This is a genomic window from Mesorhizobium sp. WSM4806 (genome assembly GCF_055811635.1).
This window is the reverse complement of record NZ_JBVVQZ010000013.1, coordinates 123,328-137,318: the sequence shown is the minus strand read 5'-3', so window position 1 is coordinate 137,318 and position 13,991 is coordinate 123,328. Positions and strand designations below refer to the sequence as shown.

Annotated in this window: 13 protein-coding genes; 12 read left to right on the top strand and 1 reads right to left on the bottom strand. The window is 63.4% G+C overall.

What is annotated here, in order from left to right; translation table 11 throughout:
• Positions 1-33 precede the first annotated feature (33 nt).
• Positions 34-1,071 carry a Holliday junction branch migration DNA helicase RuvB gene (ruvB, locus tag AC0L2M_RS20505; RefSeq protein ID WP_128245954.1) on the top strand — a complete coding sequence of 346 codons (1,038 nt, stop codon included), beginning with the start codon at positions 34-36 and terminating at the stop codon, positions 1,069-1,071.
• A gap of 128 nt (positions 1,072-1,199) precedes the next feature.
• On the top strand, positions 1,200-2,114 hold the full coding sequence (locus tag AC0L2M_RS20500; RefSeq protein WP_473535735.1) for a metallophosphoesterase: 915 nt from the start codon (positions 1,200-1,202) through the stop codon (positions 2,112-2,114).
• Here AC0L2M_RS20500 and AC0L2M_RS20495 read toward each other — a convergent pair.
• Entirely contained in the window at positions 2,108-3,358 is a 1,251-nt protein-coding gene (locus tag AC0L2M_RS20495) for a glycoside hydrolase family 5 protein (protein ID WP_473535734.1), read from the bottom strand. The genes AC0L2M_RS20500 and AC0L2M_RS20495 overlap by 7 nt on opposite strands.
• 132 nt (positions 3,359-3,490) lie before the next feature.
• Between AC0L2M_RS20495 and ybgC the strand changes: the two genes are divergently transcribed.
• The 10 genes from ybgC to ftsH all read left to right on the top strand — a co-directional run bounded on the left by ybgC (position 3,491) and on the right by ftsH (position 13,971).
• A complete protein-coding gene (gene ybgC, locus AC0L2M_RS20490; protein WP_023799989.1) occupies positions 3,491-3,964 on the top strand; it encodes a tol-pal system-associated acyl-CoA thioesterase in 474 nt (157 codons plus the stop codon).
• A 292-nt stretch (positions 3,965-4,256) separates the two neighbouring features.
• Positions 4,257-4,967, top strand: coding sequence for a protein TolQ (gene tolQ, locus AC0L2M_RS20485; RefSeq protein WP_023799988.1), 711 nt, complete (start codon positions 4,257-4,259; stop codon positions 4,965-4,967).
• A gap of 9 nt (positions 4,968-4,976) precedes the next feature.
• On the top strand, positions 4,977-5,435 hold the full coding sequence (locus tag AC0L2M_RS20480) for an ExbD/TolR family protein (protein WP_077375321.1): 459 nt from the start codon (positions 4,977-4,979) through the stop codon (positions 5,433-5,435).
• A gap of 8 nt (positions 5,436-5,443) precedes the next feature.
• A complete protein-coding gene (locus tag AC0L2M_RS20475; protein WP_473535733.1) occupies positions 5,444-6,601 on the top strand; it encodes an energy transducer TonB family protein in 1,158 nt (385 codons plus the stop codon).
• 86 nt (positions 6,602-6,687) lie between these two features.
• On the top strand, positions 6,688-7,971 hold the full coding sequence (gene tolB, locus AC0L2M_RS20470; RefSeq protein ID WP_245268562.1) for a Tol-Pal system beta propeller repeat protein TolB: 1,284 nt from the start codon (positions 6,688-6,690) through the stop codon (positions 7,969-7,971).
• Positions 7,972-8,023: 52 nt separating this feature from the next.
• Complete coding sequence (locus tag AC0L2M_RS20465) at positions 8,024-8,617, top strand: four helix bundle protein (protein WP_473535732.1); 594 nt, start codon at positions 8,024-8,026, stop codon at positions 8,615-8,617.
• A 69-nt stretch (positions 8,618-8,686) separates the two neighbouring features.
• A complete protein-coding gene (gene pal, locus AC0L2M_RS20460; protein WP_128177544.1) occupies positions 8,687-9,193 on the top strand; it encodes a peptidoglycan-associated lipoprotein Pal in 507 nt (168 codons plus the stop codon).
• Between the two features lie 202 nt (positions 9,194-9,395).
• On the top strand, positions 9,396-10,469 hold the full coding sequence (gene ybgF, locus AC0L2M_RS20455) for a tol-pal system protein YbgF (protein ID WP_287341882.1): 1,074 nt from the start codon (positions 9,396-9,398) through the stop codon (positions 10,467-10,469).
• 70 nt (positions 10,470-10,539) lie between these two features.
• The gene (gene tilS, locus AC0L2M_RS20450; protein ID WP_473535731.1) at positions 10,540-11,919 is read left to right on the top strand and encodes a tRNA lysidine(34) synthetase TilS; all 1,380 of its coding nucleotides are present in this window, start codon (positions 10,540-10,542) and stop codon (positions 11,917-11,919) included.
• Positions 11,920-12,042: 123 nt separating this feature from the next.
• Positions 12,043-13,971, top strand: a complete 1,929-nt coding sequence (ftsH, locus tag AC0L2M_RS20445) for an ATP-dependent zinc metalloprotease FtsH (RefSeq protein WP_023799979.1) — start codon at positions 12,043-12,045, stop codon at positions 13,969-13,971.
• Positions 13,972-13,991: the final 20 nt, after the last annotated feature.

Below are 13,991 nucleotides of genomic sequence, written 5' to 3'. Positions count from 1 at the left end.
GTCCCGTTCTCTGCCCTGTGCAAGGAAGGCGGCATGAGCCTTTCGCCACGCCTCATTGCTCCCGACAAGCGCGGCGAAGATGCCGAGCAGACCTTGCGGCCGCAGACGCTCGGCGATTTCGTCGGCCAGGCGGCGGTGCGGGCCAATCTCAAAGTGTTTATCGAGGCCGCCAAGGGCCGCAGCGAGGCGCTCGACCATGTGCTGTTCGTCGGGCCGCCCGGCCTCGGCAAGACGACGCTGGCGCAGATCATGGCACGCGAGCTCGGCGTCAATTTCCGCTCGACCTCCGGTCCGGTCATCGCCAAGGCCGGCGATCTAGCAGCACTGCTCACCAATCTCGAAGACCGCGACGTGCTGTTCATCGACGAGATCCACCGGCTCAACCCGGCGGTCGAGGAAATCCTCTATCCGGCGATGGAGGATTTCCAGCTCGACCTGATCATCGGCGAAGGGCCGGCGGCGCGTTCGGTCAAGATCGATCTTGCCCGCTTCACACTGGTCGCCGCCACCACCCGGCTCGGCCTTTTGACCAATCCGCTGCGCGACCGTTTCGGCATTCCGGTCCGCCTCAATTTCTACTCGGTCGAGGAACTGGAGCAGGTCGTGCGCCGCGGCGCCCGCATCCTTGCCATGCCGCTCGGCGACGATGGCGCGCTTGAGATCGCTCGGCGCGCGCGCGGCACGCCGCGCATCGCCGGCCGGCTGTTGCGCCGCGTGCGTGATTTTGCCTCCGTCGCCGGCGACGGTCACGTCGACCGCCAGATCGCCGACGAGGCGCTGACGCGGCTCGAGGTCGATGCGCTCGGCCTCGACGCGCTCGACCGCCGCTATCTCTCGATGATCGCGCGGAATTTTGGCGGCGGGCCGGTCGGCATCGAGACCATCGCGGCAGGGCTTTCCGAGCCGCGCGACGCCATCGAGGACATCATCGAGCCCTATCTGATCCAACAGGGTTTTATTCAGCGCACACCGCGCGGCCGCGTGCTGACCGCCAATGCCTGGCGGCATCTCGGCCTCGATGCGCCGAAGGACCTGGCGCAGCAGCAGATCAGCCTATTCCAGGAAGAGTAGCGTCGGCGCGGCGTTGCGGCCTTCTTTGCTGCGCAAAATCTCCTAATCCTGGTCAGCTTGCCGGCGCATTTGCGGGCTCTAACGCTTCGCTGTGGGACCGTCGGTTCCACGAACGATGGGGTTGAGCGATGATCACCAGACGCGGCTTCCTGCGCCTCATCGGCGGTTCCTTCCTATCCGCCGTGTCGCTCAGTGCTTATGCGGTTGGCCTCGAGCCGCTGCTGCTGACGCATGTAAAGCGCTATTCACTGACCCCGCCAAACTGGCCTGCAGGATTGCACCTTCGCGTCGTCGCTCTCGCCGATATTCATGTCTGTCGGCCATGGATGACGCCGGAGCGGATCAGGTCGCTTGCCGAACGGGCGAACAGCCTGCAGCCGGATCTGATTGTCCTGCTTGGCGACTATGCAGCCGGCACACGCCTGGTTACGGACTGGGTGGCTTCCTCCGAATGGGCGCCGGCCTTGTCAGGCCTGAAGGCGCCGCTCGGGGTGTGGTCAATCCTTGGCAATCACGACTGGTGGGAGGACCTTTCCGCGCAGAAGGCCGGGTTGGGGCCGACGGTGGCGCGCCGGGCGCTCGAGAGCGCCGGCATACCGGTCCTGGAAAACGATGTGGTGCGCCTGGAAAAAGACGGGTATGGCTTCTGGGTCGCCGGACTTGCCGACCAACTTGCGCTGCGGCCGGGCAAGGCCTGGGGCCGCAGCAGGTTCACAGGACTGGACGACCTGCACGGCACGCTGGCAAAGGTAAGCGACAAGGCTCCCGTTATCCTGCTTGCACATGAGCCGGACATTTTCCCGAAGGTCCCGCCACGGGTATCGTTGACCCTTTCGGGCCATACCCATGGCGGACAGGTGCGGTTGCTCGGCTATTCTCCGGTCGTGCCATCCCGCTTCGGCAACCGGTTTGCCTATGGTCATGTCGTGGAGGAGAACGGCAACCTGATCGTCTCTGGAGGTCTCGGTTTTAGCATCCTGCCGGTGCGTTTCGGGATGCGTCCAGAGATTCTTTCGATCGAATTGGGTTCGGCGCTTCAGTGAAGTAACCTGATCGCATCCATCACATCCGGCTCGGCCTTGTCGCCATCAAAAGCGTCGATGATGCCGAAGGCGCCGCCATAGCTCCAGATCGACCATGCGAAGCCATGGGCTTCGGCGCGCGCGATCATGTCCCTGACATAAGCGGCACGGTATTCGGCCGGCATCACGTAGGCATTGCCGTATTCCTGGCGGATCATGCCGAATTCGCCGAGCGTGATGTTCTCCGGTTTGATCCCGTTGGCCTTTGCCCAGGCCTCGACCCTGGTGAACGGCGCCTCTATCGTCTCGCGCAGTTTCTGATCCGTATCCAGGCCGGCCACCTGCTCGTCGAGATAGGCAAGCAGGCCGCTCTGGCGCGCCCATGGCGCCTCTGCCTTGATCCTCGCGCGGATCGTATCGAGCGCAGCATCCAGTTGGGCGCGTGGGACGGCGCTGAGCGGATAGGGCAGGCCGGTGACATAGGGGATGAAGTCGCCGGCCCAGGTCGCGCCCTGATGGGTCAGCAGGAACGGGTCGTAGGAGTGAAAGGTCCAGATGATGTTGGCGTCGGGGATCGCCTTCGGATCGATCTTTGCCAGCGATGCCGCATTGGAATAGCAGGCGCCGGTCAGGATCAGGGTGAGCCTGGTGGCTGACGAACGCGCCGCCGCGAACAGTTTCTGCTGGCGCTCCGGCCACAGGCCGGTGCCGTCGGCGTCGCAGTCGGTGACCGGCTCGTTCATCGGCTCGAAAGCGACTTGGCGCGGATCCTCATCGGCCAGCGTGCGCGCCATCTTGCGCACCATTTCGACATAGGCGTCGAACATTTGTGGATCGTCCATCACCTCGCCCATGCCGATCTTGCGGCTGCTGCCGCTGGGGATCAGATGCAAGTCGACGATCACCTTCAAGCCGGCGCGATTGATCATGCGCACCGAGGCCAGCACGCTGGCATAGAGCTCGTCGCGCAGCGCCAGCGTCTCGCCGGACAGGAACGGCGACGGATCGACCGGCATGCGCAGGAAATCGAAGCCGGCGCTCTTCAGCGCCTTGAGGTCGTCGTCGTTGAGGAATTTGCGCCATTCCGGATAGGGCAGGATTGCTTGCCGGTCGCCCCATTTGTCCTCGCCCGGCCATGTCGTCCATTGGTCGAGATTGAGGCCGCGCTTCATCATAAAGCTCGCCGCCTGGCCCGGCGGCACCAGCGCGGCCAGCACAAGCAGCGCCGCCATCAAGGTCTTGATCATCGCCGTCAACAGTGCCATCGGGTTCATGCGCCAAGTTAATGCGTGTCGCCCAAAACTGTGTAGCGGCTTTTGGACAACGACGCGCCCGGAAACACTACCTGAAGCGCGTCGCGCTTTAGGTGCCCGGTCAGGCCAAAAAAGGAAAGCGCGATGGACGATCATGGTGAATCGGCGGCGCTCTGCGCCGGGCTTTCCGGCGCGCTGACCGAATTCGGCCACCGGCTGATGGCGCGGGTCTATTATGCCGACACCGATTTCTCCGGTGTCGTCTATCACGCGCGCTATCTCGAATTCTTCGAGCGCGGCCGTTCCGATTATCTCAGGCTTGCCGGCGTCCACCACACCGAGCTTGCCGACGGCAAGCATGGCGAAAGAATAATCTGGGTGGTGCGGCGCATGGAAATCGACTTTCGCGGCTCCGCCCGCATGGACGATGTCTTGACCATCGAGACGCGCACCGAGGACATTTCGGGCGCCCGCATCTTTATGGCGCAGCAGCTGAAGCGCGGCGGCGAGGTGCTGGTCGAGGCGCGGGTCGAGGCGGCGATCATCGGCGAGAACGGCCGGCCAAGGCGCTTTCCGAAGGAATGGATCGCAACCTTCATGCCCAAGACAAATCGATAGTTCAAATCGGCAAGTTACCGATCCCAATGATCCGCTGACAATGCCAGGCGGCTCGCCCAAGGCGCGGCAATGCGCCGCGCTGTGCGTCCTAACCCATCCTTAACCATAACAGTTCATGAAGAGAGTGGTGAAGATTGGAGGAATCCAGCGCCTTCCTTTCACCAAGATTTGCCCTGAAAAGGCCGCCTACGGTGCATTTTGGGGTTATTCCGCAAGCTTTGCGCGAACGGATTATAAGGGATGCCTATGGGCCAGCCGCCAGCCGTGCCCGGAAATTCTTAAGGACGTAACCATGGAAAATATCGCACTCGCCGAACCGGGCGCGCATTTGTCGATTTGGGCGCTGTTCACGCAGGCCGGCTGGGTGGTCAAGCTGGTCATGATCGGGCTGCTCTGCGCCTCGATCTGGACCTGGGCGATCATCGTCGACAAGCTCGTCGCCTATGGCCGCATGCGGCTCGCGCTCAATCGCTTCGAACAGGTGTTCTGGTCCGGGCAGTCGCTGGAAGAGCTCTATCGCACGCTCGCCGACCGCAAGACGTCAGGCATGGGCGCCATCTTCGTCGCCGCCATGCGCGAATGGAAGAAGAGCTTCGAGAAGGGGGCGAAATCGCCGCTTGGCCTGCAGACCCGCATCGACAAGGCGATGGACCTGGCGCTGACCCGCGAAATGGAAAAACTGGAAGGACGGCTTGGCTTTCTCGCCACCACTGGCTCGGCGGCGCCGTTCATCGGCCTGTTCGGCACCGTGATCGGCATCATGACCTCGTTCCAGGCGATCGCGGCATCGAAGAACACCAGCCTGTCGGTGGTCGCACCCGGCATTGCCGAGGCGCTGCTGGCCACGGCAATTGGCCTGCTGGCGGCTATTCCCGCCGTCATCGCCTACAACAAGCTGTCGTCGGACGCGAGCAAGATCGCCGTGCGCATGGAAGGGTTCGCGGACGAGTTCTCCGCCATACTCTCGCGCCAAATCGATGAAAAAGTCGCGCAGAAGACCTGAGGAACAATCATGGGAATGTCTGTAGGCGCGGGTGGCGGGGGACGCGGTGGTCGCGGCCACAGGCGGCGCGGCCGCCATCACGCGATGATATCGGAAATCAACGTCACGCCGATGGTCGATGTGATGCTGGTGCTGTTGATCATCTTCATGGTCGCCGCGCCACTGCTGACGGTCGGCGTTCCGGTCGACCTGCCGGAAACACAGGCCAAGGCGATTGCGGCCGACACGCAACCGATCGAGGTATCCATCAACTCCGCCGGCCAGATTTACATCCAGAAGACCGAGATCCCAATCGAGGAACTGGTGGCAAAGCTGCAGGCGATCTCGAAGACCGGCTATGACGAGCGCATCTTCTTTCGCGCCGACAAGGCAACCAATTATGGAGCGGCTCTGCAGGTCATGGCCCGTGTCCAAGCCGCTGGCTACAAGAATATGAGTCTCATCTCGCTGCAGGAACAGGACCAGTAGACAAGAACATGCGGACCGGCCTCACCACATCGGTGATCTTGCATGCGACGGCGATCGCCTTCGGGCTGTTCACGCTGTCGGCGCCGGCTGCGCTTCCGTCGTCCGAAGTCGAGTCGGTCGCAGTCGAGATCGTGCCGATGGAAGCGATCGCGCAGATACAGAAAGGCGACAAGAAGGCTGCGGTGAGCGAAAAGCCGGCGCCATTGCCGACCCAGCGCCCGGATATCGTTCCCGACGCGAAGACGGTCGGTGACAACAGCGTCGATACCGACAAGCCGCCGACGCCGGAACCCAAGCCCCAGCCGGTCGATATGGCTGAGGCGCCGCCGCCCGCGCCGACGCCGAAAGAGAAGCCGAAGCCCGAGGACGCGCCGAAGCCGAAGGAGCAGCCGAAGCCTGTCCCGGCGACGGAGGTCGCACCGGTCCCGCAGCCGAAGGAAGAGGTCAAGCCCGAGCCGGTCAAGCAGGCGGAGCCCAAGCCGACACCGGCCAAGGAACCGGCGCCGACGCTGCCGCAGGACAAGACCGCCGCCATCGACCCGAAGCCAGAGGTCAAGCCGGACGCGGTCGCGGAAGCGATTGCCCAGGAGCCGCCAACCGAGACGACGCAGCTTCCGGAATCGGCGCCCGCCCCCCAGGCGCGGCCGAAGCCGCAGCCGGCCCAGGCCGAAAGCGCCAAGGCGCCCGAGCGCAAGGACGCCGACAAGCCGGTCAAGGAAGCCTCGTCCAAGCCGAAATCCGAGGAGAAGCAGTTTGACGCCGATGAGGTCGCTGCCCTGCTTGACAAGCGGAAGCCATCCGGCGGCGGCGCCAAGCGCTCAACCCAGCAGGCATCGCTCGGTGGTGACAAGGATCAGGGCCAGAAGTTGTCGAAGTCGGAGGAAGGGGCGCTCCGAGATCAGCTTGCCGGTTGCTGGTCAATTCCTGCTGGCGTCGAGGGCTCGGAGAGCTACGTGGCCGTGATCCGCTTCAATCTGGACGCGTCTGGCAAGCTGGATGGCCGGCCTGCTGTCGAAAAATCGAGCGGAAGCCGCCCGTTCGACGAGAGTGCCGTACGCGCGGTTCAGAAATGCGACATGGCCGGTCTGCAGGTTCCCGCCGGCAAGCAGGACATCTGGGCCGACGTCCGGGTCACTTTCGATCCGAGGGAGATGCTGGGCCTGTAGGCCTGGCGCCCCCAGAATCATTGAAGACCCGTAGAATCATTGAAGAGAAGCGAGAAGACATGAAATCCATCCTCAAGCCGCTCCTGATGATCGTAGCGATGGCGCTGGGCATGACTGCCGCCGCCACCTTGCCGGCGCGGGCGCTCGTTGAGCTCAACGTCAACAAAGGCAATGTCGAGCCGCTGCCGATCGCCATCACCGATTTCCAGGGCGGCGATGCGCTGGGCGCGGAGATTTCCGGCATCGTCAGCGCAGACCTGAAACGCTCCGGCCTGTTCGCGCCGATCGACAAGAGCGCCTTCATCGAAAAGATCTCGAACCCGGATGCCACGCCTCGCTTCGAGGACTGGAAGGTGATCAATGCCCAGGCGCTGGTCACCGGCAGCGTCAGCAAGGAGGCCGATGGCCGCGTCCGTGCCCAGTACCGGTTGTGGGACACCTTTGCCGGCCAGCAGATGTCGGGCGAGCAGTTCTTCGCCAACGACGCCAACACAAGGCGCGTCGCCCACATCATCGCCGACGCCATCTATGAGCGGCTGACCGGCGAGAAAGGCTATTTCGACACGCGCGTCGTCTTCATCGACGAATCGGGCGCAAAGAACGCGCGCAAGAAGCGCCTCGCCATCATGGACCAGGACGGCGCCAATATCCGCTACCTGTCGGACGGCAGGTCGATCGTGCTGACCCCGCGTTTCTCGCCAAACCGGCAGGAAATTACTTACATGTCCTATGAAAGCGGCCAGCCGAAGGTCTATCTGCTGCAGATCGAGACCGGGCAGCGCGAACTGGTCGGCGACTTTCCCGGCATGACCTTTGCGCCGCGGTTCTCGCCCGACGGCCAGAAGGTGATCATGAGCCTGCTGCGCGACGACGGCAATTCCAACATCTTCGCCATGGATTTGAGAAGCCGCTCGACGACCAGGCTCACCAACTCGACGGCCATCGACACCTCGCCGTCCTATTCGCCGGATGGCAGCAAGGTGGTGTTCACCTCCGACCGCGGCGGCCGCGCGCAGATCTATGTGATGGGCGCCGACGGTTCTGGCCAGACCCGCATCTCCTTCGGCGACGGCGTCTATTCGACGCCGGTGTGGTCACCGCGTGGCGATCTCATCGCCTTCACCAAGCAGACCGCCGGCGAGTTCCAGATCGGCGTCATGCGCGTCGACGGTTCAGGCGAGCGCATCCTTTCAACCGGCTTCCAGCAGGAGGGGCCGACCTGGGCGCCCAACGGCCGGGTGCTGATGTTCTTCCGCGATTCTGCCGGCGGCCCGAAACTCGTTTCGGTCGATCTCACCGGCCGCAACGAACAGTCGATCCCGACCTCGAATTTCGCTTCGGACCCGGCCTGGTCGCCGCTGCTGGAATAGGCTGGAAGGGGAATTGAGGAATTGAGGAACTGACGAGTTGAAGAACTGAAGGATGGAGAAGGCAGCGGCCTACATCGAGCACGCGAGGGATTTGGAAGTCTATAAGCGTGCCTATGCAGTTTCCCTTGGGGTACACAGAGCCACGCTTGCTTTTCCGAAAATGGAGCAATACGCGCTCGCCGATCAACTACGTCGTTCCAGCAAGGCGATCTGCGCCAATTTGGCTGAGGGTTTTGCCAAACAAACCCGCTCCAAGCCCGAATTCGCACGGTTCATTTCGATGGCGATAGGGTCATGCAGTGAAGTGGAGACGTGGATTTCGTATGCGTTCGATCTGGAGTATATCACCCAGGCGCAACGCGACGACTGGTTGCAATCCTATGCCCCGCATCTACGGAATGCTGGTCAATCTCAGAGAGAAGCTGAGGTGACCTCTTTCCTCAGTTCCTCAGTTCGTCAGTTCCTCAGTTCCCCAATTCCTCAGTTCCTCAATTCCTCAGTTCCTCAATTCCCTTTTTCCACGGCTTGGTCGCGTTTCAGCCGCATTTCTGCCTACGGTCCGCGCGCATTGTTGCCTCCTCGGATTCCCCTTGGGCAAAACGGCTGTGGACGGCAGCCGAAACCAAATTTTAACCGTGTTTCTTGAACGCCGGTTAACCCAAACGTGGTTACTGGACGATCAACGAAATCACTCGAATTGCGAAGGAGAGGCGGCATGGGCCGTATCGCAGCACTTACCAGAAACCCGGCGATGATCGCGCTGGTGGCATTGCTCGCCATCGCCGGCTGCGCCTCGAAGAAGAACCTGAACAGCGCCGCCGATCTCGGTCTCAGCGGCGCCGGGGCGGCAACGCCCGGATCGGCCCAGGATTTTACCGTCAACATCGGCGACCGCATCTTCTTCGACACGGATTCGTCCTCGATCCGCGCCGACGCGCAGACGACGCTTTCGCGGCAGGCGCAATGGCTGAACCAGTATCGGCAGTATGCCATCGTCATTGAAGGCCATGCCGACGAGCGCGGCACGCGCGAATACAATCTGGCGCTCGGCGCCCGCCGCGCCGCCGCCACCCGCGACTTCCTCGTCGCCAGGGGTGTTTCCGGCCAGCGCCTGAAGACCATTTCTTACGGCAAGGAGCGTCCGGTCGCGGTTTGCGACGACATCTCCTGCTGGTCGCAGAACCGCCGCGCCGTCACCACGATCAGCGGCGCCGGTTCCTGATCGGCAATTTTCCGATCGGCAGAAATGCAACACCTACGTGTGAAAGGCGGCTGCGGCCGCCTTTTTCATGTCCGGCGCCCGGATGTGGGACTTGAAACAAAATTTGGCCGAAGTCCTGCGTCCTTGGTAATAACCGAGGCGCCTGACGGTCCACTCCGATCGGAAGGCATGCAACAGGCAAACAATCCACGGCGAGAGGCACATGCATTTCAGATCGGTCTTGAGCGGCACGCTTGCGTTGCTGCTCGTATCAAGCGTCGCTGCCCCGGCAGTAGGCAATGAGCAAGGCACAGAAAAAAGCGGTTTTTCCTTCCGCCTGCCGACGCTCGGCATTTTCGGTGAAAAAAAGAAACCGGATCAGGTGCAATTTGCGCAGGATGGCACCGGCACTACCGCGCTGGAGGAACAACTCCGGCAAATGAACGGCAAGATCGAGGAGCTCAACTTCCAGGTGCTGCAGATGCAGGAGCAGATCCGCAAGCAGCAGGAAGATAACGAGTTCCGTTTCCAGCAGCTGGAAGGCGGCTCACAAGGCGCGCAGCAGCCACGCGAGCAGAAGAAGTCGGACGCCACCACCAACACCGACAGCAGCGTCGCCGAGGCTCCGGCGACGCATGCGCCGGCCGATGCGGGCACACCGCCCGCGGGCGGCCAGAGCGGCGAGGTCATCGTCGAATCACCGACAGGGGAACCCGGCGCGGTGATCCCGGGCACGCCGCCGAAGACGTTCGGCACCATCACCGTCGACAAGAACGGCAATGTGATCGACGCAGACGGCAAGACGCAGGCACATGCACCGGCGCAGAACACCGCCCCTGTCTCCGGCGACCAGGCCGCTGGCACGCAGGCCGGCAAGTCCGACGATACGGTGGTCGCGGCGCTGCCCGCCACCGACGACCCGGAGGAGCTTTACCGCAATTCCTATCAGTTCATCCTGTCGGGCGACTACGGCACTGCCGAACAGGGTTTTCGCGACCACATCGCCCGCTTCCCCAAGGACGCCAAGACGGCGGACGCGCATTACTGGCTGGGTGAGTCGCTGCTCGGCCAGCAGAAGTATCGCGACGCGGCCGAGACTTTCCTCGCCGCCAGCAAGGACTATCCGAAGGCCAAGAAGGCTCCCGACATGCTGCTGAAGCTCGGTGTGTCGCTGGTCGGATTGAACCAGCGCGACGTGGCCTGCGCCACTTTCGGCGAGATCGGCAAGCGCTATCCGAACGTTTCCGGCGCGCTCAAGGAACGCGTCAAGCAGGAAAGGGCGCTCGCGGCGTGTTAGTTTTTCTCTTGCACGTCGTTGCCCCAAGACTTGTTGCCCCAGATCCGGGGCCACTTTTGGGCGATATGCATTGACGCCCGAAACCGAGCCTGACCGTTCGGTTTTTTCGCAGATCGACTTTACCAGCGGCGCTGTTGCGGCCGTGTCCGGCGGCAGCGACTCGACCGCCCTCCTCCTTCTCCTCAAAGATCACCTCGACCGTACCGCGCCGGCAACGAAATTGCTGGCTGTGACCATCGATCACGGTCTGCGGCCGGGCTCGGCAGCGGAAGCACAGGCCGTGGCCAGGTTTTGCGCCGGGCGCGGCATTGCCCACCGCATCCTGCTCTGGTCCGGACGCAAGCCGTCGACCGGCCTGCCGGCTGCCGCGCGAGAGGCACGCTACCGGCTGCTGGCCGAGGCGGCGCAGGCGGAAGGTATCGGCCTTATCCTGACCGGCCACACGGCCGACGACCAGGCCGAGACGGTGCTGATGCGGCAAGCACGCCAGGAGGGAGCGCGAGAGCCAGAGCGAGGTCTGGCCGGCATGGCACCGGCCACCCTCTATGACTGGCGGATCTGGATCGCACGGCCGCTTCTCGGCACACGGCGTGCTGCGCTGCGCGAAGTCCTGCGGCGCGCGAATGTCGGCTGGGCCGAAGACCCGACCAATGAAGACGAGGCTTTCGAGAGGCCACGTATCCGCGCAGCGCTTGCCGACCGCAATGGTGCGCGGGAAGACGCGTTGGCGCTGGCCGCGCGGGCTGCGGTGGAGCGCGAGCAGCTTGGCCATCGCGCCGCCGCGCTGATCCGTGGCTTTGCCAGCAGGCCCGCAGCCGGCCTTATCCGTCTCGATCCGGGCTTTGCGACAGCCGTCGACGAGGCGGCGGCCGTCTACGCGCTGCGCGTCCTGCTGGCGACTGTCGGCGGCATTGCGTTTCTGCCCGAGCAGGCTCGCAGCGAGGCGCTGCTCAACCGGCTGAGGCCCGGACCACCTGGCACAACCTCATTTTTCGCTACCCCGTTTTGCGCCACATTGTCGCGGACGGTGGTCGATGCGCGGCGTGCCGGCATTTTTCTGCGTCGCGAAACCCGCAACCTGCCGCCCGCTGCGCCTGCCGTGAACAATGCCCTTTGGGACGGTCGCCGGAGGATCACATTGGCGGACAGACCGGGTGAATTTTTGATCGCGCCGCTCGGCGCGGCGCGTGCCGCAAGACAGGCAATTGCCGAAAATGGCACGCCGCCGAGCCTTGTCCGCGCGGCTCTGGCGGCCGAGCCGGTGCTGTGGCGCGCAAGCGAACATCCAGGCGACAGCCCGGTCTTGGCGGGAATGGCGGTATGCCCGGTCGTCGCGCCCTTTGCCCGCTTCCTGCCGTCCTTCGACCTGGCGCCGGCCGGAACTGTCGCCGCGCTGATCGGCGCGCCGCGACTTCCTGCCCCGCCTTTCGGCGGCCACACTGCCGGTTGATCATGGGCGAAAGCTTAACCGCGACATGCTGTTCTGCTTGGCAATGAAGGGCGCCATCCCTATGTTAGACCCAAGTTTCCTCTCACGACGCGTGTCCGCTGGCGGACACCAACGGGACAATTGATGAATCCGAATTATCGCAATCTCGCGCTCTGGGCGATCATAGCGGTCCTGCTCATCGCTCTCTTCAATCTGTTCCAGACGCCGCAGACGCGCGGAGCAGCGAGTGACGTCCCCTATTCGCAGTTCCTGCAGGACGTCGCGGCCGGCCGGGTCAAGACGGTGACCATCGCGGGCGCCCGCATCTCGGGCACTTATACCGACACCTCTACCGGCTTCCAGACCTATTCGCCGGGTGATCCGTCGCTGGTTTCGAGACTCCAGGACAAGAACGTCACCATCAACGCGCGCCCCGAATCCGACGGTTCCAATTCGCTGTTCAGCTATCTCATCTCCTGGCTGCCGATGATCCTAATCCTTGGCGTCTGGATATTCTTCATGCGCCAGATGCAGTCCGGCTCCGGCCGCGCCATGGGCTTCGGCAAGTCCAAAGCCAAGCTTTTGACTGAAGCGCATGGCCGCGTCACCTTCCAGGATGTCGCCGGCGTCGACGAAGCCAAGCAGGATCTGGAAGAGATTGTCGAATTCCTGCGTGATCCGCAGAAGTTCCAGCGGCTTGGCGGCAAGATTCCGCGCGGCGTGCTGCTCGTCGGCCCTCCCGGGACCGGCAAGACGCTGCTTGCCCGTTCGGTCGCCGGTGAGGCCAACGTGCCGTTCTTCACCATTTCCGGCTCGGACTTTGTCGAGATGTTCGTCGGCGTTGGCGCTAGCCGCGTCCGCGACATGTTCGACCAGGCCAAGAAGAATGCGCCCTGCATCATCTTCATCGACGAAATCGACGCGGTCGGCCGCCATCGCGGCGCCGGCCTCGGCGGCGGCAACGACGAGCGCGAGCAGACGCTGAACCAGTTGCTGGTCGAAATGGACGGCTTCGAATCCAACGAAAGCATCATCCTGATCGCTGCCACCAACCGGCCGGACGTGCTCGATCCGGCGCTGCTCAGGCCCGGCCGTTTCGACCGCCAGGTGGTGGTGCCGAACCCCGACATTGTCGGCCGCGAGAAGATCCTGAAGGTGCATGTGCGCAACGTGCCGCTGGCCCCCAATGTCGACCTCAAGGTGATCGCGCGCGGCACGCCGGGCTTTTCCGGCGCCGACCTGATGAACCTCGTCAACGAATCCGCCCTGATGGCGGCGCGGCGCAACAAGCGCCTTGTCACCATGGCCGAGTTCGAGGACGCCAAGGACAAGATCATGATGGGCGCCGAGCGCCGCTCGTCGGCGATGACCCAGGCCGAGAAGGAACTCACCGCCTATCACGAGGCCGGCCACGCCATCCTGGCGCTGAACGTGCCGTCGGCCGATCCGCTGCACAAGGCGACCATCATCCCGCGCGGCCGGGCGCTTGGCATGGTCATGCAGTTGCCGGAAGGCGACCGCTATTCGATGAGCTACAAATACATGATCTCGCGCCTTGCCATCATGATGGGTGGCCGCGTCGCCGAGGAGTTCAAGTTCGGCAAGGAGAACATCACCTCGGGTGCCTCCTCGGACATCGAGCAGGCAACCAAGCTGGCGCGCGCCATGGTCACACGCTGGGGTTTTTCCGACAAGCTTGGCCACGTCGCCTATGGCGACAACCAGGAGGAAGTGTTCCTCGGCCATTCGGTGGCGCGCACGCAGAACGTCTCGGAAGAGACGGCGCAGATCATCGACGCCGAAGTGCGTCGGCTGATCGACGAGGCCTATTCGACGGCGAAATCCATCCTGACCAAGAAGAAGAAGGAATGGATTGCGCTGGCGCAGGGGCTTTTGGAATATGAGACGCTGTCCGGCGACGAGATCAAGCAGCTGATCGCCGGCCACAAGCCGGCACGCGATCTCGGCGACGACACGCCGCCGAGCCGCGGCTCGGCCGTGCCGAAGTCCGGCAGCCGCCGCAAGAAGGGCCCGGAGCCCGAAGGCGGCATGGAGCCTCAGCCGTCAAGCTAGGGTCCGGCTCAGGAAACGAC

Excerpts from the sequence above, each read along its gene's own strand:
- AC0L2M_RS20465 (WP_473535732.1), top strand. The coding sequence starts at position 8,024 with ATGGAGAAGGCAGCGGCCTACATCGAGCACGCGAGGGATTTGGAAGTC.
- AC0L2M_RS20480 (WP_077375321.1), top strand. The coding sequence starts at position 4,977 with ATGGGAATGTCTGTAGGCGCGGGTGGCGGGGGACGCGGTGGTCGCGGC.
- ruvB (WP_128245954.1), top strand. The coding sequence starts at position 34 with ATGAGCCTTTCGCCACGCCTCATTGCTCCCGACAAGCGCGGCGAAGAT.
- pal (WP_128177544.1), top strand. The coding sequence starts at position 8,687 with ATGGGCCGTATCGCAGCACTTACCAGAAACCCGGCGATGATCGCGCTG.
- AC0L2M_RS20495 (WP_473535734.1), bottom strand. The coding sequence starts at position 3,358 with ATGGCACTGTTGACGGCGATGATCAAGACCTTGATGGCGGCGCTGCTT.
- ybgC (WP_023799989.1), top strand. The coding sequence starts at position 3,491 with ATGGACGATCATGGTGAATCGGCGGCGCTCTGCGCCGGGCTTTCCGGC.
- AC0L2M_RS20475 (WP_473535733.1), top strand. The coding sequence starts at position 5,444 with ATGCGGACCGGCCTCACCACATCGGTGATCTTGCATGCGACGGCGATC.
- tolQ (WP_023799988.1), top strand. The coding sequence starts at position 4,257 with ATGGAAAATATCGCACTCGCCGAACCGGGCGCGCATTTGTCGATTTGG.
- ftsH (WP_023799979.1), top strand. The coding sequence starts at position 12,043 with ATGAATCCGAATTATCGCAATCTCGCGCTCTGGGCGATCATAGCGGTC.
- tolB (WP_245268562.1), top strand. The coding sequence starts at position 6,688 with ATGATCGTAGCGATGGCGCTGGGCATGACTGCCGCCGCCACCTTGCCG.
- ybgF (WP_287341882.1), top strand. The coding sequence starts at position 9,396 with ATGCATTTCAGATCGGTCTTGAGCGGCACGCTTGCGTTGCTGCTCGTA.
- AC0L2M_RS20500 (WP_473535735.1), top strand. The coding sequence starts at position 1,200 with ATGATCACCAGACGCGGCTTCCTGCGCCTCATCGGCGGTTCCTTCCTA.